Consider the following 21,489-nt stretch of genomic DNA (forward strand, 5'->3'; position numbering starts at 1 on the left):
AAATCAACCAACCAATTAAAAAGAAAAGCATGAAAAAATTATTAACAGCACTGGCTTTATTTGCCCTGCCTATCCTGGCAAGCGCGCAGATAGAGAACCCGGTAAAATGGAGCTTTACAGCGAAGAAGGTGAATGCCACTACCTACGAAGTACACGCTACTGCCACTATCGATGCCGGCTGGCATCTGTATGCACAGGAAGCAGGGGAAGGCCCGGTACCAACCTCGTTTAAATTTGCTAAAAACCCACTGGCCACTTCTGTAGGAAAAGTGGAAGAAGTAGGCAAATTGCATAAATCGTTCGACAAAAACTTTAACTCAGAACTGAAGTTCTACGAAAACACTGTCGACTTCATACAAAAAGTAACGGTAAAAGGTAAAGCCGCTACCAAAGTAAAAGGTTCAGTAGAGTTTATGGTGTGCGACGATCATCAGTGTTTGCCTCCCAAGGAAGTGGAATTTGCAGTAAGTGTTGGAGGAAAATAAATTGAATCCGGTAACTGATAACAATACTCGCAAAACGAGTTCCTCAAAAGGAACTCGTTTCTTGTTTTCTCAGATTTATATTATTTAAAGCCTATTGACTATATGAAGCATTTGCTTTCATTTCTGATACCTGTCTTTGCCCTCTTTGCATTTCATGCAAACGCGCAGGACGCAGACCCGAAGCCTGTTAAATGGCAGTTTTCTGCAGAAAAGAAAAACGACCAGGAATATGCGCTGCATCTGAAGGGCACCATAGATAAAGGTTGGCTCCTGTTTTCCACTACCATGGGAAACGATGATCCCAATACCAGGGTAGCGCTGGATAGCAGCATTAAAGCCACTATTACCGGTATCACGGAAAATGGCAAACTGGAGAACCGTAAAGAACCATTATTCGATAATCTCGAGATCAGATATTTTGAGAACGAAGTGGAACTGGTAGCGGCGGTAAAAGCCACCGGCCCCGTATCAAAACTTTCCGGCACCATTACCTACATGGTATTGAAAGGAGAGGATGCAGTACCGGAAGAATCTACTTTCAGTGTACCGGTAGAAGCCCCAGCCACTGCCAAAGCAGCTGCTGATACTACAGGCGCCCCGGCCGCAAACGATGATATAGCCGATGATGATGCTTCCAATAAATCTTTGTGGTGGATCTTCCTGGCCAGTTTTGGCGGCGGGTTTATTGCACTGATCACCCCTTGCGTATTCTCCATGATCCCTATTACAGTGAGCTTCTTCACCAAGCGTAGTGAAACCAGGGCACAGGGGATTAAAAATGCATTTACTTATTCCCTGTCTATTATTGTCATTTATACACTGCTGGGTTTCCTGATCACAAAAATTTTCGGGGCAAGTGCGCTGAACTCACTGGCCAGCAATGGTGTTGCCAATATGATCTTCTTTGTGATCTTCCTGTTGTTTGGATTCTCGTTCCTGGGGGCTTTTGAAATAAGCCTGCCCAGTTCCTGGGCTAATGTGTCGGACTCAAAAGCAGGTATGGGCAGCATGTTAGGTATTTTCTTCATGGCGCTCACACTGGCCATTGTGTCTTTCTCCTGCACGGGTCCTATTTTAGGCAACCTGCTGGTACTGGCTGCCAAAGGAGGTAACTCCGGGCCGCTGATAGGAATGTTTGGTTTCTCACTGGCACTGGCTATACCATTTTCCTTATTTGCGCTGTTCCCCAGTTTGCTGAATAAGATCGGTAAATCCGGAGGCTGGCTCAATGCCGTGAAGGTAACATTGGGCTTCCTGGAACTGGCACTGGCGCTGAAATTCCTGTCGAATGTGGATATGGCTTATCACTGGAACCTGCTCGACAGGGAAATATTCCTTGCGCTGTGGATTGCCATTTTTGCGCTGCTCACGCTGTACCTGGTGGGTAAGCTGAAGCTGAGCCACGACAGTGATGTTCCTTTCCTCACCGTTACCCGTCTTTGTTTTGCCATTGCAGCCTTCACCTTCACCATTTACATGGTGCCTGGTATGTGGGGCGCGCCGCTGAAAGGGATCAGCGGATTCCTGCCGCATGAAGGCTCACAGGATTTTAATCTCAATAAATCACTGGTCGATATCCAGGCATCCCTGGAAAGTGGTGCCGGAAGCGGCGCCGGCGGCAATAATGTGAATGTGGTGAAGCCAAAGAAACTGGTAGATATCCTGCATTCGGAAATTCCGGGTGTCGAAAACCTGTTCTTCAATTATGAAGAGGCCCTGGAAGCCGCTAAGGTGGCCAATAAGCCGTTGATGCTCGACTTTACGGGTCATACCTGTGTGAACTGCCGTAAGTTTGAAAAATCGGTATTGTCTGCACCTGCGGTAATGAAAATCCTGCGCAACGATTTCGTGGTGGCTTCCCTGTATACCGATGAGAAAACCTCCCTGCCGGATGAAGAGAAGTATGTGTCTAAAGCAACCGGTGAAAAGGTGAATAACGTGGGGCAGCGGAACCAGGATATTGAGGTAACTAACTTCAACCGTAACTCACAGCCTTACTACATCCCGGTAGACCTGGAAGGTAAGCCGCTGGCAAAGAAGGGCTATGGTTATGATCCGAAGGAAGACGTAGATGCTTTCGTAAAATATCTCGAAGACGCAAAAGCAGAATTTGCAAAACGTCATGCGAAATAGATAACTGTTTAAAAAAAGAAGGCCGTTTGTATCATACAAACGGCCTTCTTTTTTTAAACAGTTATCAGAATGCATAGCTGATAAGTTCTGCGCCGCTAACTTTCTCCTGCTGGCCGGTGGTAAGGTTTTTAACGCTTACCAGGTTTTCCTGTAGTTCAGATTCACCGAGGATAATCACATAGGGGATGGCTCTTTTGTCAGCATATTTCATCTGTTTATCCATCTTGGCCGGTTCATGAAATAATTCGGCTGCAATTCCCTGCCGGCGCAATTGCATCATGTAGTTGAAAGCTGCGCGGGCGCTGGCTTCTCCCAGATTAAGGAATAATACTTTGGTAGATTGTTGCGCGGTTTGCGGGAATAATTTCAGTTCTTCCAGTACATCGTAAATACGGTCAACGCCAAAGGAGATGCCAACACCGGAAATACCAGGAAGCCCGAAAAGGCCCGTCAGATCATCGTATCGGCCGCCGCCGCCAATGCTGCCCATTTTCACGGCAGGCGGTGCTTTTACTTCCACGATCATACCGGTGTAGTAATTGAGGCCGCGTGCCAGTGTTACATCAATGATAGGGGCGGTATTGAAAGTGGCATAGCCGGAATTGAGCACAAATGACAGTTCTTCAATACCTTTCAATGCAGTTGCGGAAGATTGCAGGAGTGTTGTCAGCTGCGCCAGTTTTTCTTCGCTGCTTCCGTCGATGGCCAGGAACTTTTCGATGGTATCAATATCAGCACCAGTTAACCCCCGTTCCTGTAATTCTTTTCTTACGCCGTCTGCGCCTATTTTATCCAGTTTATCTATGGAGATGGTAATATCGGTAAGCAATTCAGTTTTGCCGATCACTTCCGCGAGGCCAAATAATATTTTACGGTTATTGATGCGGAGCTCATATCCCTGCAGGCCTAATTTAGTAAGTACAGTATCGTAGATCAGCAGTAATTCTACTTCATTAAGTAAGGAGTTGCTGCCTACCACATCAGCGTCGCACTGGTAGAATTCGCGGTAGCGGCCTTTCTGTGGCCGGTCTGCCCGCCATACCGGTTGCATCTGGTAGCGTTTGAAGGGAAGGGCCAGTTCGTGCTGATTCATTACCACATAACGTGCAAAGGGAATGGTGAGATCGTAGCGCAGGGCTTTTTCGGTGATAGCGGCCACCAGTTCCCTGTTGTCGTTGGCTTGCCGGGCTTCGTCAAAAATCTCTCCGTTGTTCAGTACTTTGAACATCAGTTTATCCCCTTCCTCCCCGTATTTCCCGGTGAGGGTGGACAAATTTTCCATCGCGGGTGTTTCCAGCGGCTGAAAGCCGAATACTTCGAAAGTTTCGCGGATGGTCTGGAAAATATAGTTACGTTTTCTTACTACTACGGGGCCAAAATCACGGGTGCCTTTAGGAATACCGGGCTTTATCATCTCAAAAAAATATTAAAAGTTTTATGGTTGCTGGTCTGCGATGTTTTCGCAGGCCTCATATATCATTTTATAAACAGGAGCAAACAGTGCATCATCAAACCAGGGATCAGGAACATCCTGCTGATCCGGTAACAGGAAGGCTACTTTTGCTTTATCAGCGTTGTTACGGGCCTGCCGCAATACATCAGCATAATTATTCCGGTCCATAACATAAATGCGGTCAAAGGTATCAAAGTCGGTGGTCCGGAACTGCCTGCCCCGTAACCCGGTGATGTCTACACCATTTTTCCTGGCTTCCTTTACGGACCGGTGATCCGGCGGATGGCCCACGTGCCAGTTACCGGTGCCGGCGGAGTCAATTTCCCATTCCAGTCCCCTTGCTGCTGCGAGGTGCCTCATGATCCCCTCTGCCAGCGGGGAGCGGCAAATATTGCCCAGGCAAACCATCAGTATCTTCATGCGGATGAATATTTGAATATCAGGCCGCAAACCTACAAGATATTATGGAAATGTGCGTCTATTTGCATCTTTTAACGGTAACAGGGAAAAAAAACAGAGATTTTCAAGTTATAGAGAAATATTTACTGCAAACTGTAATAATCAGTAAATGATCATATTTTAAATCAAGAAATTACAACATGTTGAAAAAATGCCTCAGATTGCGGTTGGACAAGTAAAAGAGTGCGGTTTTAAGGCAGTTTTTTAACATTCTTCTAAAATTCTCTATACCCGATTAAAAAATTATTTTTTGTATAATTGTAATTCGCAACATGGAAACACACGAAGAACAAACAAGCAGACGGCAGGAAAACAGGTATCGGCCAATGGGTGAGCTGATCAGGGGAATATTCTTTATACTCTTTGGCTTGTTCGCAATTTTTGCGGAAAAGCTGGGACTGGGAGAATTCAGATTATCCCCGCAGATGATGAGTATTGTTGGCGCGGTTTTAATAGTCTACGGCCTCTTTAGGGTTTATAACGGAGTGAGAAAACTTTTTTTTAACAGGAACTAAAGAGGTGTGATATGTTTTTCAGTTTAGAAAGAATGAATGCTGTATATTTAGCAGCTATTATATTGGTGATGGCCTCGTGCGGGCCAAATCCCAATGCGAAAAAACTGGATACGGCAACAGAAGGCACCATCCATATCAGTGTGGATGAAACATACAAGCCGCTGATTGATTCAGAGATAAAGGTTTTTGAATCGCTGTACCCGAAAGCACATATCATCCCTACCTATAAACCGGAGGCTGATTGCTTTAAAGATCTTTTAAATGATAGTGCCCGTTTGGTAATCGTTACCCGCGATTTCAACCAGCAGGAACGCGACTACTTCAAGCAGATTAAAATTACGCCTAACAGCCTTTTACTTGCCTGGGACGCACTTGCGCTGGTAGTAAATAAAGATAATCCTGATTCTGTGCTGAACATGGAACAGGTGAGAGGGATCATGGATGGCACCAACGATGAAAGGAAATGGCAGCTGGTGTTTGATAATGCCAACTCAAGCACTGTGCGGTATATCATGGATTCCATTAATAAGGGTAAGCCTTTGCCAACCAATACAATGGCTGCGAAAACAAACCCGGAAGTGGTGGATTATGTAACAAAAAACAAGGACGCGATTGGTGTAATAGGTGTTAGCTGGATCTCCGATCCTAACGATTCATTGTCAATGGCTTTTACACGTGAAGTATCTGTAGTAAGACTAAGGGCAGATAATGGTTCGGAATTTGTTAAGCCATACCAGGCCTATATTGGTATTGGCACCTATCCGTTAAAACGCGGCTTCTTCTATTGCCTGAAAGAACCATATCATGGTCTTGGCAGTGGATTTGCAACCTTTCTCGGTAGTTATGAAGGGCAGCTTGTAATGAAGCAGTTCCGGTTATTCCCGGCGAGATTGAATGTAGTATTCAGGGAAGCCAACCTAAAGTAGAAGAAAAACACAACTAAAACTAAAAAACCAGATTGCATGAACAAACGGAAAAGTTTAATCGTAGCATTGCTTTGCGCCGCCTCAAGCGGTGTGATGGCCCAATCTGTGGAAGACGGACTGAAAGACCTGTATTACGGTAAGTACCTGTCTGCCAAGCAGAATTTAGAGAAAGTGATTGCGGCAAAGCCTACGGAAGACAAAGCGTATTATTACCTCGGTATAGCCCAACTTGGTATGGAGGACGTTGCCGGTGCAACAGCCACTTTCCAGAAGGGTTTACAGGCGGTTCCTACCTCTGCTTTACTGCAGGTTGGTATGGGGCGTATTGACCTGCTGAAGGGAGATGCTGCTGCCGCTAAAGCCAAATTTGAAGGTGCCAGCACTGCCACACAGGGCCGCGACGGAGATGTTGCCCGTGCTATTGCCGATGCCAACACCGAAATCAAAGGTGGCGACCGTGCATATGCACTCACTGTAATGGAAAAACTCCTGAACAATGAGGGCCGTAAGAAAAAAGAACAATACACGCCAACTGCAGCCGACTATATTGAACTGGGAGATGCTTACCGCTTCCTGGGTGGTGAAAACGGTGGTAAAGCCATCACTACTTATGAGAAAGCACTGGAGCTTGATCCTAACAACGCTGAAGCAGTAATGAAGCAGGGTTTGGTGAACTATAATGCCAGGCTGAAAGCTGAAGCAGTGGCAGATTATACCAAAGCTACCAACATGGACCCTAAATATGGCCCGGCTTTGTATGAACTGTTCCTGTTCTATACTACTCCTAAGAAAGATCAGCTTTCCTGGGAAAATGCAGCACAATACCTGGAAAAATACATGGCGGTAGCCGATCCTGCCGATAAAACCAAGAATGAGCTGCTGGCAGCTTCTATCTCTTTCTTCAAGAAAGATTATGACGGCGCTATCAGCAAAGGTCAGGCAGCATTGGCAGGCGCCAGTGATGCCTATAAGAACCAGTTGGTACTGCTGATCGGTGACTCTTACCTCCAGAAAGGTGATTCCCTGAATGCGCAGAAAACAATGGATGCTTATGCGCAGCAAGTTGGAGAAAGCAAACTGGATTCTGCAGATTACAAACTGTTGTCAGCCATCTACATGAAGCTGAAATCTTCTGATTCTGCTACCCAGGAAGGTTACACCAATAAAGCGTTGGGTTACCTGGAAAAATATGCTAACTCAATCACTGCAAAAGATCCAGAAACATTCCTCCAGATCGCCGATCAGCTGAAAGCAGCTAAAAAATATACTGCTGCTGCAGAATGGTATGAAAAAGCGAATGCACTTAGCGTTGCAAATAAGGAACAATTACAGGCAATCGACTACTTTAACGTAGGTATTAACTACTACTATGGCGCTGTAACCGCAAAACCAATTGATACTGTTCTCCTCGCCAAAGCAGATTCTGCTTTCCAGAAGGTAATCGAAGTAAAACCAGACCTGGGAACTGGTTACTACTGGAGAGGTCAGAGCAATTTTGCGAAAGATCAACAGGCACAGGCTGGTGTTGCGAAGCCTTTCTATGACAAATACATAGAAATGTCTGAAGGAGATCCTGCCAAAAACAGGAGCACCCTGATCAATGCTTACACCTATGAGCTGTTATACTACTACTTTAAGGAGGATAAAGCCAATGTTAAGGTTTATGCAGATAAACTGACTGCTATCGATCCTAATAACATTTCTGTTAAGCAGATCACCGAAAACATGGCCGCCCGCGAAAAACCAGCCGCTAAGCCAGCTGCTAAGCAGGGCCAGAACAAGAAATAAGCATTATTTGCATATAATTGCTAAAAAACCTCCTGTACTCACAGGAGGTTTTTTAGTTTCCGTTTGGTGAAAAAAGATAATATTTTAACTCTTAATAGATTTGATAATTGGTCAACTTACAGTATTTTTGCGCATTCGGACACTGTTTTTATCGGGAAGCTTATGTATACAGAAACTGTATTTTTGTCAGCAACGACTACTCCTTTTAGCTATTTCCCTATAGTACTGCAATTAATTGCTGCTTTAGGTTTCGTTGGGATCACGATGTTAGCTACTCACTTTTTAGGTCCTAAACGCAAAACCAGCGACAAGCTTATTAACTTTGAAAGTGGTATCGAGCAAAAGGGCAATGCCCGTCAGCCGGTGGCCATCAAGTACTTTCTGACCGCTATTCTTTTCGTGTTATTTGATGTGGAAGTAATCTTTTTCTACCCTTATGCGGTTAATTTCAGGGAATTGGGATGGGAAGGCTTTACCGCTGTGCTGATGTTTGTAGGCTTCTTTTTATGTGGGTTTATCTACATTACAAAGAAGGGTGCACTGAAATGGGAAGATTAATTAACTCTTTAAATTAAAACCAATGGCTCGTCCGGTTCAATATAATAACAAGGTGAAGATGGTGGAAATCCCCGAGGGATATTCCGGTGAAGGGTTTTATGCCACCTCTTTTGACAAGGTGATAGGTTTGGCGCGTAAAAACTCTATCTGGCCTTTACCATTTGCTACCTCCTGCTGTGGTATCGAATTTATGGCTACCATGGCCGCTACTTACGATATGGCCCGTTTTGGGGCTGAACGTATGGCCTTTACGCCGCGCCAGTGCGATTTGCTGATGGTAATGGGTACCATTTCCAAAAAAATGGGACCTATTGTACGCCAGGTGTACCTGCAAATGGCAGAACCACGCTGGGTAATGGCCGTGGGCGCCTGCGCTTCCAGCGGTGGTATATTTGACACCTATTCTGTATTACAGGGGATCGACCAGGTGATTCCGGTAGATGTGTATGTGCCGGGATGCCCTCCAAGACCGGAAGGTATCATTGATGGCTTCATGAAAATACAAGCCCTGGTAGGCCAGGAAAGTCTGCGCCGCCGTAACTCCGACAGGTATAAAGAACTGATGGAGTCTTACGGGATCAAGTAAGCAGAGGGGAATGGTTAATTGTAAATCGTAAATTTCAAATTGTTAATGTCTTTAACAAACGAACGCATACAGCAACGCCTGACGGAGAAGTTTGGAGATGTGCTAACCGGCTTTGAAGAGCCGTTTGGGCTGCTTACCCTCACCGCACAGAAAGATTATAACCTGAAAGTAATGCAATTCCTGTTTGATGATGAGGAATTGCGTTTTCGTTTTTTAACGGATATCACTGCTGTGCATTATCCCGAACGGAAGAACGAAGAACTGGCAGTAGTATATCACCTGCATAACCTGCAGGATAATATCAGGCTCCGTCTGAAAGTTTTTGCACCCGTAGCCAAACCAGACGTTTTTACAGCTACCAAACTGTATGAATCTGCCAACTGGATGGAAAGGGAAACTTACGATTTCTTCGGGGTCAACTTTGTAGGGCATCCTAACCTGATCCGTGTACTGAATGTAGACGAAATGACCTATTTCCCCATGAGAAAGGAATTTCCGCTGGAAGACTCCATGCGCATCGATAAAGATGATGAGATGTTTGGAAGGGGAGGAAATCTTTAATACAACGAGGTTATGTTAGATCAGAAACAACATATAAAACTGCCGGAAGGCTCTATAGAAAAAGATACGCAAACGCTTAACCTGGGCCCTACACACCCGGCCACGCATGGCGTATTTCAAAACATTCTGGAAATCGATGGCGAACGTATCGTAAGCGCTGTTTCTACCGTTGGGTATATTCACCGTGCGTTTGAGAAAATTGCAGAACGCCGCCCTTATTACCAGATCACACCACTCACAGACCGCCTGAACTATTGCTCAGCCCCCATCAATAATATGGGCTGGCTGCTCACAGTAGAAAAGCTCCTCGGCATTGAAACGCCTAAAAGAGTGGATTACCTCCGCGTAATCATCATGGAGCTGGCCCGTATAGCCGATCACCTGATCTGTAGCTCCGTAATGGGAGTAGATACCGGTGCATTAACCGGTTTCGTATACGTGATGACCTACCGCGAACTGATCTACGAAATTTACGAAGAGATCTGCGGTTCCCGCCTTACCACCAACATCGGCCGTATTGGCGGATTTGAAAGGAATTTCACACCGGCTGCCTTTGCAAAAATAGAACGCTTCCTGAACGAATATCCCGCTGTGCTGAAAGAGTTTGAAACCCTGCTTACCCGTAACCGTATTTTTATGGAACGTACACAGGGTGTAGGCGCTATCTCCGCAGAAAGAGCACTCAGCTACGGCTTTACCGGTCCTAACCTGCGCGCTGCCGGTGTGGACTATGATGTACGCGTGGCCAATCCATACAGCTCTTACCAGGATTTCGACTTTTCTATACCGGTAGGTACTACCGGCGACAGCTACGACCGTTTCCAGGTGCGTAATGCCGAAATGTGGGAAAGCATCAGCATTATCCGCCAGGCGATGGATAAACTGAAAAGCCTGCCGGCAGATGTATACCACGCAGATGTACCTGCTTATTACCTGCCTGAAAAACAGGATGTTTATACAAAAATGGAGGCGCTCATCTATCACTTTAAAATAGTGATGGGAGAAGCAGATATGCTTCCCGGTGAAGTGTACAACGCAGTGGAAGGCGCGAATGGGGAACTTGGATTTTACCTGATCAGCGATGGTGGCCGCAGCCCTTACCGGTTGCACTTCCGCCGTCCCTGCTTCATTTACTACCAGGCCTACGCCGAACTGGTACAAGGCTCTATGCTGAGCGATGCGATCGTTTGTATGAGTAGCCTGAACCTGATTGCAGGTGAACTGGATGCGTAGTTGCACTATTGAATATTTCGAAGATTAAAGCTGAATAAAAAATGGCTGTGGTTCAATTTTCTGAAGAGAAACTGAATAAAGTAAAAGAAATCATTGCACGCTACCCGGAAGGGAAGCAGAAAAGTGCGTTGATACCGGTGTTGCACCTGGCTCAGGAAGCATTTGGTGGATGGCTGAGTGCAGAAACAATGGACTACGTTGCTACTTTACTGCAACTGAAATCAATTGAAGTGTATGAAGTAGCTACCTTCTACAGCATGTTTAACCTGAAACCAGTAGGCACCTATTTATTTGAGGTATGCCAAACAGGTCCATGCATGGTAAGTGGCTCCGATCAGATCATTGATTACATTAAAAGCAAGCTGGGTATCGGCGTAGGTGAAACTACCGCCGATGGGCTGTTTACCCTTAAAACGGTTGAATGCCTCGGCGCCTGCGGTTATGCTCCTATGATGCAATTGGGCAAACATTACAGGGAACACCTTACGCCGGCCAAAGTAGATGAAATCATTGCAGAATGCAGGTCTAAAGCAAACGCGAACTGATGCATCCTAAAAACAACATGATCGTGCGTGTAAAGGAAATGTATCAGCGCCACAAATTATTAATAGCGGAAGCTATACTGCTGATGTTGTTACTCACAGCACTGTGGCGGATCGATAACTGGCTTGTTTCCGTTATTTGTGGGGTCAGTGCAGGACTCCTGTTCTACAGGCTGGCAGAACGCATTTCGCAACACGGCATACGTAAGGCATAAAAGATATACACAAATCTGGTAATGGCGCCGGGAATACCGGTAACATTACACCATAAGGAAGACAATGGGACGCAAATTACTGTTAGATAAAGCACATATTGAAGGCATCCGGTACTTTGATACCTACCGGAGCAACGGCGGTTATGCTGCAGCTGAAAAAGCGCTGAAAACCCTGGGGCCGGACGGCGTACTGGATGAAGTGAAGAAGAGCGGCCTTAGAGGTCGTGGCGGTGCGGGGTTCCCTACCGGCCTGAAATGGAGTTTCATTGCCAAACCGGAAGGCGTGCCACGCTACCTGGTTTGCAATGCCGATGAATCGGAACCAGGTACGTTCAAAGACCGCTACCTCATGGAATTCATTCCTCACCTCCTCATTGAAGGATTACTGATCTCCAGCTTTGCCCTCGGCGCTAACAGTTGCTATATCTACATCCGCGGCGAATACGCCTGGATCCCGGATATCCTGGAACAGGCCATTGCAGAAGCAAAAAATAAAGGCTGGCTGGGTAAAAATATCCAGGGCAGCGGTTTTGATCTTGAAATATATGTACAACGCGGCGCCGGCGCCTATATCTGCGGTGAAGAAACAGCCCTGATAGAATCCCTGGAAGGCAAACGCGGTAATCCCCGTATTAAACCGCCATTCCCCGCGGTGAAAGGCCTGTGGCAGTCGCCCACCGTGGTAAACAATGTGGAAACACTGGCTGCAGTAGTGCCTATTATCAATATTGGCGGCGACGAATATATTAAATACGGCACCGGCAAATCTACAGGTACCAAGCTTATCTCTGCCTGTGGTAATATCAACAAACCCGGTGTTTATGAAATCGAAATGAATATATCCGTAGAGGAATTCATCTACTCTGATGAATATTGTGGAGGTATCAAAAATAATAAAAGGCTGAAAGCCTGTATCCCCGGCGGTTCTTCCGTACCGGTATTACCTGCTAACCTGCTGCTGAAAACTGCAAAAGGCGAAACCCGGATGATGACCTATGAAAGCCTTGCCGACGGCGGGTTTGCAACAGGATCTATGCTGGGTTCCGGCGGATTTATTGTAATGGACGAAGACCAGTGTATTGTTCGTAACACCCTTACCTTCGCACGCTTTTATCACCATGAAAGCTGCGGCCAGTGCAGCCCTTGCCGTGAAGGCACCGGATGGATGAAGAAAGTGCTGCACAACATCGAGTATGGTAAAGGCAAAATGAGCGACATCGATTTACTGTGGGATATCCAGCGTAAAATAGAAGGAAACACGATCTGCCCGCTTGGCGATGCAGCAGCATGGCCGGTAGCAGCAGCCATCCGTCACTTCCGTGATGAATTTGAATGGCATGTGGCAAATCCCGAAGAATCACAGACCCGTAACTTCGGCCTGGCCCATTACGCAGATCCGTTGCCGGTACCAACTCCAGCAGCGGTATAACGGGTATGTATCTACTGAAAAAAAGAATCTATATATAACAAACGTTGCTCCCCGCGAGCACAAAAGATATTAAGATGGCGGAGGAAATAAAATTATTTAAGGTTAAGATCGATAACATCTCTGTTGAGGTGGAACCCGGTACAACCATACTGAATGCGGCCCGGAAGATAGGAGGAGAAGTAGTGCCGCCGGCCATGTGTTACTATTCCAAACTGCAGGGCAGCGGCGGTAAATGCCGTACCTGCCTGGTAAAAGTATCCAAAGGCTCCGATGCCGATCCGCGCCCCATGCCTAAACTGGTGGCCAGCTGCCGTACTACCGTAATGGATGGTATGGAAGTGGCCAACATCACTTCCCCGGAAGTGTTGGATGCACGTAAGGGCGTGGTGGAATTCCTGCTGCTCAATCACCCGCTGGACTGCCCGGTTTGTGATCAGGCGGGAGAGTGCCACCTGCAGGACCTGAGCTACGAGCACGGCGCCGACAGCACCCGTTACGAGTTCAAACGAAGAACATTTGATAAAGTAGATCTCGGCGATCATATCAAACTGCATATGACACGCTGTATCCTTTGCTACCGTTGCGTATACACAGCCGATCAGCTCACAGAAAAACGTGAACATGGTATCCTGGGCCGTGGCGATGCTTCAGAAATCAGCACCTACATCTCCCAGTCGCTCGATAACGACTTTATCGGTAACGTCATCGACGTTTGCCCGGTAGGCGCGTTAACCGATCAAACCTTCCGCTTTAAAAACCGCGTGTGGTTCCTGAAACCGGTAGATGCGCACCGTAACTGCGAAAATCCGAAATGCTGCGGTAAAACCGTATTGTGGATGCGTGGTGATGAAGTGTTCCGCGTAACTGCCCGTAAAGATAAATACGGGGAAGTGGAAGATTTTATCTGCGATACCTGCCGTTTCGATAAGAAAGATGCAAAAGACTGGATCATTGAAGGTCCGCGCAAAATAGAACGTAACAGCGTTATTTCCCAGGGTCACTACGTAAATACCGTAAAACCTAAAGATCCGCTGGTGGAAGTACTGGATGGAAGACAACCACGGTTGTTATTTGATATCCACTCTGAAAGCAAGGTAAACAGGCCTGATATCGAACTGTCGAAGATCGACGGACCTGCTCACTCTGATGATTTTAAGAAGTAACAATCGTAATTACGTGTAAGTATGACCTTATTAAGCATAGATTGGTTTTTTATAATTGAAAAAGTGCTCCTGATATCGGGAGTGCTGGTACTTTCACTGGTAGTGGCCATGTATTCTACCTGGGGCGAAAGAAAGGTAGCTGCCTGGATCCAGGACCGCTTAGGCCCTAACCGCGCAGGTTTCATGGGATTGCTGCAACCGCTGGCGGATGGTGGTAAGCTCTTCTTTAAAGAAGAAATCATTCCCGCCAATTCCAACCGCTTTCTCTTTATACTGGGGCCCTCCATCGCTATGCTGGTAGCCTGTATGACCAGCGCCGTGATCCCCTGGGGCGATTCGCTGGTAATTGCCGGCCGCACCGTTTCCCTGCAGATCGCAGATGTGAACATCGGGATACTTTTCATCTTCGGCGTAGTGAGTATGGGCGTATATGGTATTATGATAGGCGGCTGGGCATCCAATAATAAATATTCCCTGCTGGCCTCTGTTCGCGCAGCTTCGCAGATCATTTCCTACGAATTGCCAATGGGACTGGCACTGATCGCATTACTGATGCTCACCGGTTCCCTGAGCCTGAAAGATATTGTAGAGCAACAGCGTCATGGTTTATGGAACGTGGTGTATCAGCCATTAGGATTTTTTATTTTCCTGGTATGCGCTTTTGCAGAGTGTAACCGCGCTCCGTTCGATTTACCGGAAGCAGAAAACGAACTGAATGGTGGTTATCACCTGGAATACTCTTCCATGAAACTCGGTTTCTTCCTGTTTGCGGAATATATCAACATGTTCATCAGCTCCGCGCTCATCTCCACCATGTACTTTGGAGGCTACGCCTTCCCTTACATGGATAAACTGGGCCTGGATCCGAACATGGTGACTATCCTCGGGTTCCTGGCATTGTTTGTAAAAACACTGTTGTTCATTTTCTTCTTTATGTGGGTACGCTGGACGGTTCCAAGATTCCGTTACGACCAGCTGATGCGCCTGGGATGGAAGGTGATGATCCCGCTGGCACTGGTAAATATGTTGATCACCGGCGCCCTTGTATTGGCCCGTCAACACTAATTATTATCTGATCAAATACACACAGAACGTGTGGATTAAATAAAGCATTCATTATGCAAGCATTAACTAACAGGGCAAAAGCAGTAGACCGCCGGCCAATGACATTGGCCGAGAAGATGTATATCCCTGCTATTGCCAAAGGTATGGGTATCACTTTTAAGCACCTTTTTCAGAAGAAAGCGACTGTTAGCTTTCCTGAAAAAAAGCGTGATTTCAGCCCCGTATTCCGCGGGTTACATGTGCTGAACCGGGATGAGGAAGGACGCGAAAGATGCACCGCCTGCGGATTATGCGCAGTGGCCTGTCCTGCTGAAGCTATCACCATGGAAGCAGCAGAAAGAAAAGAAGGGGAAGAGCACCTGTACAGGGAAGAGAAGTATGCAGCGAAATATGAGATCAATATGCTCCGTTGCATTTTCTGTGGTTTTTGTGAAGAAGCTTGTCCGAAAGATGCTGTTTATATGTCTGAAACATTTGCCCCGGCAAACTATCAGCGTAAAGGCTTTATCTATGGAAAAGATGATCTGCTGATTCCTCATCCGAAAGAAGGCAAATAATATTATTCACAGCGCACATTTAGCTAAAAATACAATAGTCAAACATAGCAGAGATGGGAATGAGTATACAACAAATAATTTTCATGGTGCTGTCGGTCGTAGCGCTGGTATCAGCGTTGGGCGTGGTATTGAGTAAAAATCCTGTAACGAGCGTGTTGTGCCTGATCGTAACATTCTTTACCATAGCGGGGCACTACATCATGATGAACGCTCAGTTCCTGGCAGTAGTACATATCATTGTATACGCGGGGGCTATCATGGTATTGTTCCTGTATGTACTGATGCTCATGAACCTGAATGCTGAACTGGAGCCCCAGAAACGGAACTGGCTGAAATATGCCGGCGCTATCAGCGGCGGTGCATTACTGGTGGTACTGGTAGCTGCATTGCGCGATGCCAGCATGCCGGCCCTGAGCACAAATGCTACTGATATCGGGTTGATCAAAAATCTCGGTATGATCCTGTTCAAACAATATGTGGTGCCGTTTGAAGTGAGCAGTATCCTGTTCCTCAGTGCAATGATCGGCGCCGTGGTAATCGGTAAAAAAGAATAGCCATACGGATTGATGATCCGTAATTTCTAACTCGTAATTTATTTTATGCCTGTTCAATATTACATATTCCTGAGTATCGCCTTGTTTTGTATAGGTGTGATGGGTGTTCTGATGCGCAGAAATGCGATTATTATTTTTATGTGCATAGAGCTGATGCTAAATGCAGTGAACCTGCTGATGGTATCATTTTCCAAGATGTGGGCAGATGCAGGCAGGGTTGATGCCGGTTCTGCACAACTCTTCGTATTCTTTATAATGGTGGTAGCGGCTGCGGAAGTAGCGGTTGGACTGGCTATCATTACAATGGTGTACAGAAACACACACTCAGTAGATATTAACATTCTTAACAGGCTGAAAAATTAATAATTCTGCTTTCTCAATTATTAAATTTTTCGACGTCGTAAATAGAATTGATAAATGATTAATCTTGTTTGGCTGGTACCATTTTTACCATTATTGGGTTTCCTGGTGAATGGATTGGGACGCAGATTTTTATCCAAGTCCCTGGTAGGATTTGTTGGCAGCGGCGCCGTACTGGCGTCCTTTGTGATTAGCTTATTAATATTTCTGGAAGTTAAAGCCCCGGGATTTTCTGCACAAACAGTTCACCTGTTTGATTTCATATCTGTAGGCTCCCTGCAGATTCCTTTCGCCTTCCAGGTAGACCAGTTAAGTGCCCTGTTCCTGCTGGTGATCACCGGCGTTGGTACACTGATCCATATCTACTCTACTTCTTACATGCACGAAGAGAGCGATGAGAGCTTCGCAAGATATTTCGCTTATCTCAACCTGTTCGTCTTTTCCATGTTAATACTGGTGCTGGGCGCCAACTACGTGATGATGTTCATAGGCTGGGAAGGTGTTGGTCTTTGTTCTTATCTCCTCATCGGTTTCTGGTTTAAAAATACCAGCTATAACAACGCTGCTAAAAAAGCATTTGTGATGAACCGCATCGGCGACCTTGGTTTCCTGATCGCCATCTTCTTTATGATCATGCAGTTTGGAACAGTTACTTTTCCGGAAGTATTTGCCAAAGCAGCGCCACTGGGTATGAACAACGGCATTATCACTGCTATTGCCATGCTGATGTTTGTAGGTGCAATGGGTAAATCTGCACAGATTCCTTTATACACCTGGTTGCCGGATGCAATGGCCGGTCCTACGCCGGTATCTGCCCTGATCCACGCCGCTACAATGGTTACAGCGGGTATTTACATGATTGCACGCAGCAACGTGATCTATACCCTGGCGCCGCATATCCAGACGGTGATCGCCGTTATCGGTCTTGCTACTGCCTTGTTTGCAGCCTCTATTGCACTAAAGCAGAATGATATTAAGAAAGTGCTGGCTTATTCCACCGTGAGCCAGTTAGGTTATATGTTCCTTGCCCTGGGTGTGGGCGCTTACGGAGCTGCCGTGTTTCACGTAATGACACACGCTTTCTTCAAAGCCCTCCTGTTCCTCGGTTCCGGTTCCGTGATCCACGCAATGGGCGGTGAACAGGATATCAGGAAAATGGGCGGACTCAGAAAATTTATGCCTACCACTGCCTGGACATTCTTTGTAGGATGTCTGGCCATTGCAGGTATTCCAGGTTTCTCTGGCTTCTTCTCCAAGGATGAGATCCTGGCAGAAGCGTTTGCCAACAACCCCGTTCTATATGTACTGGGGCTGATAGGTGCGCTGATGACGGCTTTCTATATGTTCCGTTTATATTATATCACCTTCAGCGGTAAATTCCGTGGCACGCACGAACAGGAGCATCACCTGCATGAAAGCCCCGCTGCCATTACCATTCCATTGGTGATCCTGGCAGTACTTTCCGTAATCGGCGGTTATGTTGGTTTACCGGAAGTTTTTGGAACAAAGAATATGCTGGCAGAATACCTGGCGCCGGTGTTTGCACCGTCTGCGCCTTTTGCTGTGGAACATCACCTGTCGCACAACACTGAATGGTTGCTGATGGGCGTGAGCAGTGTACTGGTGATTGTATTTATCCTGCTGGCACGGCAGAAATTCACGAAGTTTGAAGATGCAGGTCAGGAAAGCACTGGTTTGGCAAAAGTGCTCGAAAACAAATGGTATATAGATGAACTGTATGATACTATTATCGTAAAACCATTGTATGAATTGTCCCGTTTCTTCCGCGATGTTGTGGAAAAAGCAGGTATCGACAAACTGGTAAACGGTGTAGGCCGCGGCGTACAATGGGGCGGTCAGCAGATCCGCCTGGTACAGAACGGACAGGTAGGTTTTTACATCTTTGCGATGGTCATCGGTATGATCTTATTATTTGTGATCGGATTCTTATTATAAACCAATAGCAGAAGTTACAAGCGCAGATAAATTATGTTGACAGTTTTATTAATATTGATTCCTTTCATAGCGGGCCTTATTGCATTTGGTCTGAAGGGATCCGGGCCAAAAGTGCTGGGCATGATCTCATCGCTGGCAACAGTGGTGATAGCAATTGGATCGTGGTGCCGCTTTCGTACTGCTCCCGACAGCCTGAACTTTGTTGCCAACTGGATTCCACAGCTGGGGAGTCAGTTCCATGTTGGATTAGATGGAATGGGTGTGATGCTTTGCTTACTTACAGCGATTGCTTCCCTGCTTGTTTTCATTACTATTTATAACCGTAACTACGAAAAGGCGAATGTCTTTTATGGTTTGATGTTATTATCGCAGGCCGGCTTAACCGGTGTATTCACCGCTTTTGATGCCCTGCAGTTTTATATATTCTGGGAACTGGCCCTGATACCTGTTTATTTCCTCTGCTCTTTGTGGGGTGGTGAAAAACGGATCGCCGTTACCTTTAAATTCTTTGTGTACACTTTCCTGGGCTCGCTGCTGATGCTGGTAGGTATTATCTACCTTTATTCGCAAACCCCGGATCACTCTTTCAGCTGGGCTTCCTTCACCTCCATGCAGGTGAACCCGGAAGACCAGAAATGGCTGTTCTGGTTGTTCTTCGTGGCTTTTGCCATTAAGATGCCGGTATTTCCGTTTCACACCTGGCAGCCAGATACCTACGAGCAATCGCCCACGCCTGTAACCATGATCCTTTCCGGTGTAATGGTGAAAATGGGTTTGTTTGGCGTGATCCGCTGGCTGCTGCCCGTATTGCCGCAGGGTGCAGCTATGTGGTCTGATGTGGCTATTGTACTCTGTATCATCGGCATTATCTACGCTTCCTGCATCGCCATGGTACAAAACGACCTGAAACGGTTAATCGCTTATTCTTCCATCGCCCACATCGGTTTGATGTGCGCAGCTATTTTCGCCAATAACGAACAAAGTCTCCAGGGGATCATGGTACAGATGTTTAACCATGGTATCAATATCATCGGCTTGTGGATCATCGTGGAAGTAATCCAAAACCGCCTGGGTATTAAGAACCTGGACCAGATGGGTGGCATGGCGCAGAAAGCGCCGCGCATGGCTATTTTCCTCGTTATTATCAGTTTGGCTAACATCGGTTTACCACTCACCAACGGTTTCATTGGGGAGTTCCTGATGTTTAGCGGGTTGTTCCAATATAATCACTGGTTTATGGCATTTGCCGGGTTAGGTATCATCCTTTCTGCTGTATATACCCTGGGTATGATTCAGAAGGTGATATTTGGCGAGGGAAATGAACTGACCGCAACTACTACAGATCTGCAGCCGGGTGAAACACTGGCTCTGAGCCTGGTAGTGATCATGATCATAGTGCTGGGCGTTTATCCCAAACCTATGCTGGACCTGGTGAGCGGCACATCTGAAGTGGTAAGTAAATTATTCTGATCTTCAGCTGTTAGCTGAATACCGGAATGGAAAAATTTGTAACGGGGTTTTGTAACGCAAAAATATGAATGCACTAATTTCTACTGCTTTATCGGGCGTTGTACTGATGTTTGTTGGTTTATTTGTACGCAATAAGCAGCATATTAAATTTTTTGCCATCGCGGCCATCCTCATAGCATTTATTGCTAACCTGGCGCAATATCCGGCCGTAGAGCATGGCGGGTATATCATGTATGGCATGATTGAAGTGACCAAATTTGGTGTGTTGTTCAATGCTGTAGCATTGGGCGCCACCTTGCTATATTTCCTGTTATCAGGCAGTGAGTTTGAAAAGGTAGGAGAGCATGTGGCCGATTATTTCGCCCTGATATTTTTCATACTGGCGGGTATTTCGCTGGCCACCTCATTCAGCAACCTGCTCATGTTGTTCCTGGCGATTGAAATTATGTCTATCCCGCAGTATATCCTCGCGGGCGCTGATAAAAAAAGCCTGAAAAGTAATGAAGCTTCCCTGAAGTATTTCCTGATGGGCTCCTTCTCTACCGGTATCCTGCTCATGGGTATTACCCTGATTTATGGCGCTGCCGGCACTTTCGATATTTCGGGGTTGGGACTGGGCGCGGAAAGCGTACATCCGTTGGCGTTATGCGGTATCATCCTGATGGTATTTGCACTTGCTTTTAAGGTATCTGCGGTTCCATTCCATTTCTGGACACCGGATGTATATGATGGTTCTCCCACTGTGTTCACTTCTTTTATGTCTACCGTTGTAAAAGCAGGTGGATTTGTGGCTTTCCTGCGGATGTTCCACAGCAGCTTTGCCGGCGGTAACATCAGCGAGCACTGGACACTGATCCTTTCCATTATCACTGCTGCTACCCTGGTACTTGGTAACTTCAGCGCAGTATTCCAGCAAAGTGTGAAACGCATGCTGGCTTATTCCAGTATCGCACAGGCAGGCTTTATGTTGTTTGCCATAGTGGCAATGAACAACAGGGGCGCAGAAGGAATTATCCTTTACGCTGCTGCCTACAGTATTGCCACCATTGGTGTGTTTGCAGTGCTGATGAAACTGAAAGATTACACCTTCGAAGGGTTCAACGGCCTGGCCCGCAAACAGCCTTTACTGGCCGGAGCGGTGGCAGTGTTCCTGTTTTCCCTGGCAGGTATCCCGGTAACCGCTGGTTTCTTCGCCAAATACTTTGTTTTATCTGCAGCTATTGAGCACGGTCATATTCTATGGCTGGTGCTTATCGCGGTATTGTGCGCCGCCATCAGCGTATACTATTATTTCCGCGTGATCATCGCCATGTATTTTAAACAGGGCGAACCGGAAGTAGAAGCTGTTTCCGGTGGCTTTAAAGCAGCCCTGGTGCTGGCTATAGCCCTGGTGCTGGTATTGGGCCTGTTCCCTAACCTGTTATTATGCTGGCTGTAAAAGCCGTTAGCTTATAAATTAACCGGGAAGACCGAAGCGATTT

Annotated in this window: 21 protein-coding genes; 19 read left to right on the forward strand and 2 right to left on the reverse strand. The window is 46.5% G+C overall.

Annotated features, from left to right (window positions below; translation table 11 throughout):
• Positions 1–29 precede the first annotated feature (29 nt).
• Positions 30–485: a protein-disulfide reductase DsbD domain-containing protein gene (locus ABIE50_RS07225; RefSeq protein WP_209866828.1), complete on the forward strand. Its 456-nt coding sequence runs from the start codon at positions 30–32 to the stop codon at positions 483–485.
• 102 nt (positions 486–587) lie between these two features.
• On the forward strand, positions 588–2,618 hold the full coding sequence (locus ABIE50_RS07230; RefSeq protein ID WP_209866829.1) for a protein-disulfide reductase DsbD family protein: 2,031 nt from the start codon (positions 588–590) through the stop codon (positions 2,616–2,618).
• A 64-nt stretch (positions 2,619–2,682) separates the two neighbouring features.
• On the opposite strand, the gene hisS is transcribed toward ABIE50_RS07230, so the two are convergent.
• Positions 2,683–4,032, reverse strand: coding sequence for a histidine--tRNA ligase (hisS, locus tag ABIE50_RS07235; protein WP_209866831.1), 1,350 nt, complete (start codon positions 4,030–4,032; stop codon positions 2,683–2,685).
• 21 nt (positions 4,033–4,053) lie between these two features.
• Positions 4,054–4,491 carry a low molecular weight protein-tyrosine-phosphatase gene (locus ABIE50_RS07240; protein ID WP_354027909.1) on the reverse strand — a complete coding sequence of 146 codons (438 nt, stop codon included), beginning with the start codon at positions 4,489–4,491 and terminating at the stop codon, positions 4,054–4,056.
• Between the two features lie 565 nt (positions 4,492–5,056).
• On the opposite strand from ABIE50_RS07240, the gene ABIE50_RS07245 reads away from it, so the two are divergent.
• The 17 genes from ABIE50_RS07245 to ABIE50_RS07325 all read left to right on the forward strand — a co-directional run bounded on the left by ABIE50_RS07245 (position 5,057) and on the right by ABIE50_RS07325 (position 21,446).
• Entirely contained in the window at positions 5,057–5,971 is a 915-nt protein-coding gene (locus tag ABIE50_RS07245) for a substrate-binding domain-containing protein (RefSeq protein ID WP_209866833.1), read from the forward strand.
• A gap of 36 nt (positions 5,972–6,007) precedes the next feature.
• Positions 6,008–7,759 (forward strand): tetratricopeptide repeat protein, encoded by a 1,752-nt coding sequence (locus ABIE50_RS07250; protein ID WP_142683786.1) that lies wholly within the window; start codon positions 6,008–6,010, stop codon positions 7,757–7,759.
• A gap of 66 nt (positions 7,760–7,825) precedes the next feature.
• Positions 7,826–8,317, forward strand: coding sequence for an NADH-quinone oxidoreductase subunit A (locus ABIE50_RS07255; protein ID WP_260607340.1), 492 nt, complete (start codon positions 7,826–7,828; stop codon positions 8,315–8,317).
• 22 nt (positions 8,318–8,339) lie between these two features.
• A complete protein-coding gene (locus ABIE50_RS07260) occupies positions 8,340–8,903 on the forward strand; it encodes an NADH-quinone oxidoreductase subunit B (RefSeq protein ID WP_142683785.1) in 564 nt (187 codons plus the stop codon).
• Between the two features lie 45 nt (positions 8,904–8,948).
• Positions 8,949–9,464 (forward strand): NADH-quinone oxidoreductase subunit C, encoded by a 516-nt coding sequence (locus ABIE50_RS07265; protein WP_209866835.1) that lies wholly within the window; start codon positions 8,949–8,951, stop codon positions 9,462–9,464.
• A gap of 12 nt (positions 9,465–9,476) precedes the next feature.
• A complete protein-coding gene (locus ABIE50_RS07270) occupies positions 9,477–10,697 on the forward strand; it encodes an NADH-quinone oxidoreductase subunit D (protein ID WP_209866837.1) in 1,221 nt (406 codons plus the stop codon).
• 41 nt (positions 10,698–10,738) lie between these two features.
• Complete coding sequence (locus ABIE50_RS07275; protein WP_332005937.1) at positions 10,739–11,242, forward strand: NADH-quinone oxidoreductase subunit NuoE family protein; 504 nt, start codon at positions 10,739–10,741, stop codon at positions 11,240–11,242.
• Positions 11,242–11,454, forward strand: coding sequence for a hypothetical protein (locus ABIE50_RS07280; protein ID WP_209866839.1), 213 nt, complete (start codon positions 11,242–11,244; stop codon positions 11,452–11,454). The genes ABIE50_RS07275 and ABIE50_RS07280 overlap by 1 nt, the downstream gene beginning before the upstream one ends.
• Positions 11,455–11,518: 64 nt before the next feature.
• Positions 11,519–12,883, forward strand: coding sequence for an NADH-quinone oxidoreductase subunit NuoF (nuoF, locus tag ABIE50_RS07285; protein WP_142683780.1), 1,365 nt, complete (start codon positions 11,519–11,521; stop codon positions 12,881–12,883).
• 74 nt (positions 12,884–12,957) lie between these two features.
• A complete protein-coding gene (locus tag ABIE50_RS07290; protein ID WP_209866840.1) occupies positions 12,958–14,046 on the forward strand; it encodes an NADH-quinone oxidoreductase subunit G in 1,089 nt (362 codons plus the stop codon).
• A gap of 21 nt (positions 14,047–14,067) precedes the next feature.
• Positions 14,068–15,111 (forward strand): NADH-quinone oxidoreductase subunit NuoH, encoded by a 1,044-nt coding sequence (gene nuoH / locus ABIE50_RS07295; RefSeq protein ID WP_209866842.1) that lies wholly within the window; start codon positions 14,068–14,070, stop codon positions 15,109–15,111.
• Positions 15,112–15,164: 53 nt separating this feature from the next.
• On the forward strand, positions 15,165–15,668 hold the full coding sequence (gene nuoI / locus ABIE50_RS07300; protein WP_142683778.1) for an NADH-quinone oxidoreductase subunit NuoI: 504 nt from the start codon (positions 15,165–15,167) through the stop codon (positions 15,666–15,668).
• Positions 15,669–15,727: 59 nt separating this feature from the next.
• A complete protein-coding gene (locus ABIE50_RS07305; RefSeq protein ID WP_142683777.1) occupies positions 15,728–16,222 on the forward strand; it encodes an NADH-quinone oxidoreductase subunit J family protein in 495 nt (164 codons plus the stop codon).
• Positions 16,223–16,267: 45 nt separating this feature from the next.
• Positions 16,268–16,585, forward strand: a complete 318-nt coding sequence (gene nuoK, locus ABIE50_RS07310) for an NADH-quinone oxidoreductase subunit NuoK (protein WP_079469422.1) — start codon at positions 16,268–16,270, stop codon at positions 16,583–16,585.
• A gap of 54 nt (positions 16,586–16,639) precedes the next feature.
• Positions 16,640–18,538: an NADH-quinone oxidoreductase subunit L gene (nuoL, locus tag ABIE50_RS07315; RefSeq protein ID WP_142683776.1), complete on the forward strand. Its 1,899-nt coding sequence runs from the start codon at positions 16,640–16,642 to the stop codon at positions 18,536–18,538.
• A 33-nt stretch (positions 18,539–18,571) separates the two neighbouring features.
• Positions 18,572–20,008, forward strand: coding sequence for a complex I subunit 4 family protein (locus tag ABIE50_RS07320; RefSeq protein ID WP_209866844.1), 1,437 nt, complete (start codon positions 18,572–18,574; stop codon positions 20,006–20,008).
• Between the two features lie 64 nt (positions 20,009–20,072).
• Positions 20,073–21,446, forward strand: coding sequence for an NADH-quinone oxidoreductase subunit N (locus tag ABIE50_RS07325; RefSeq protein WP_142683774.1), 1,374 nt, complete (start codon positions 20,073–20,075; stop codon positions 21,444–21,446).
• Positions 21,447–21,489 lie beyond the last annotated feature (43 nt).

Source organism: Chitinophaga sp. OAE865 (assembly GCF_040546735.1).
Classification (GTDB): Bacteria; Bacteroidota; Bacteroidia; order Chitinophagales; family Chitinophagaceae; genus Chitinophaga; species Chitinophaga polysaccharea_A.

Bases quoted from the DNA above. Each gene is read 5' to 3' on its own strand.
- ABIE50_RS07225 (WP_209866828.1), top strand. From the start codon at position 30: ATGAAAAAATTATTAACAGCACTGGCTTTATTTGCCCTGCCTATCCTG.
- ABIE50_RS07230 (WP_209866829.1), top strand. From the start codon at position 588: ATGAAGCATTTGCTTTCATTTCTGATACCTGTCTTTGCCCTCTTTGCA.
- hisS (WP_209866831.1), bottom strand. From the start codon at position 4,032: ATGATAAAGCCCGGTATTCCTAAAGGCACCCGTGATTTTGGCCCCGTA.
- ABIE50_RS07240 (WP_354027909.1), bottom strand. From the start codon at position 4,491: ATGAAGATACTGATGGTTTGCCTGGGCAATATTTGCCGCTCCCCGCTG.
- ABIE50_RS07245 (WP_209866833.1), top strand. From the start codon at position 5,057: ATGTTTTTCAGTTTAGAAAGAATGAATGCTGTATATTTAGCAGCTATT.
- ABIE50_RS07250 (WP_142683786.1), top strand. From the start codon at position 6,008: ATGAACAAACGGAAAAGTTTAATCGTAGCATTGCTTTGCGCCGCCTCA.
- ABIE50_RS07260 (WP_142683785.1), top strand. From the start codon at position 8,340: ATGGCTCGTCCGGTTCAATATAATAACAAGGTGAAGATGGTGGAAATC.
- ABIE50_RS07265 (WP_209866835.1), top strand. From the start codon at position 8,949: ATGTCTTTAACAAACGAACGCATACAGCAACGCCTGACGGAGAAGTTT.
- ABIE50_RS07270 (WP_209866837.1), top strand. From the start codon at position 9,477: ATGTTAGATCAGAAACAACATATAAAACTGCCGGAAGGCTCTATAGAA.
- ABIE50_RS07275 (WP_332005937.1), top strand. From the start codon at position 10,739: ATGGCTGTGGTTCAATTTTCTGAAGAGAAACTGAATAAAGTAAAAGAA.
- ABIE50_RS07280 (WP_209866839.1), top strand. From the start codon at position 11,242: ATGCATCCTAAAAACAACATGATCGTGCGTGTAAAGGAAATGTATCAG.
- nuoF (WP_142683780.1), top strand. From the start codon at position 11,519: ATGGGACGCAAATTACTGTTAGATAAAGCACATATTGAAGGCATCCGG.
- ABIE50_RS07290 (WP_209866840.1), top strand. From the start codon at position 12,958: ATGGCGGAGGAAATAAAATTATTTAAGGTTAAGATCGATAACATCTCT.
- nuoH (WP_209866842.1), top strand. From the start codon at position 14,068: ATGACCTTATTAAGCATAGATTGGTTTTTTATAATTGAAAAAGTGCTC.
- nuoI (WP_142683778.1), top strand. From the start codon at position 15,165: ATGCAAGCATTAACTAACAGGGCAAAAGCAGTAGACCGCCGGCCAATG.
- ABIE50_RS07305 (WP_142683777.1), top strand. From the start codon at position 15,728: ATGAGTATACAACAAATAATTTTCATGGTGCTGTCGGTCGTAGCGCTG.
- nuoK (WP_079469422.1), top strand. From the start codon at position 16,268: ATGCCTGTTCAATATTACATATTCCTGAGTATCGCCTTGTTTTGTATA.
- nuoL (WP_142683776.1), top strand. From the start codon at position 16,640: ATGATTAATCTTGTTTGGCTGGTACCATTTTTACCATTATTGGGTTTC.
- ABIE50_RS07320 (WP_209866844.1), top strand. From the start codon at position 18,572: ATGTTGACAGTTTTATTAATATTGATTCCTTTCATAGCGGGCCTTATT.
- ABIE50_RS07325 (WP_142683774.1), top strand. From the start codon at position 20,073: ATGAATGCACTAATTTCTACTGCTTTATCGGGCGTTGTACTGATGTTT.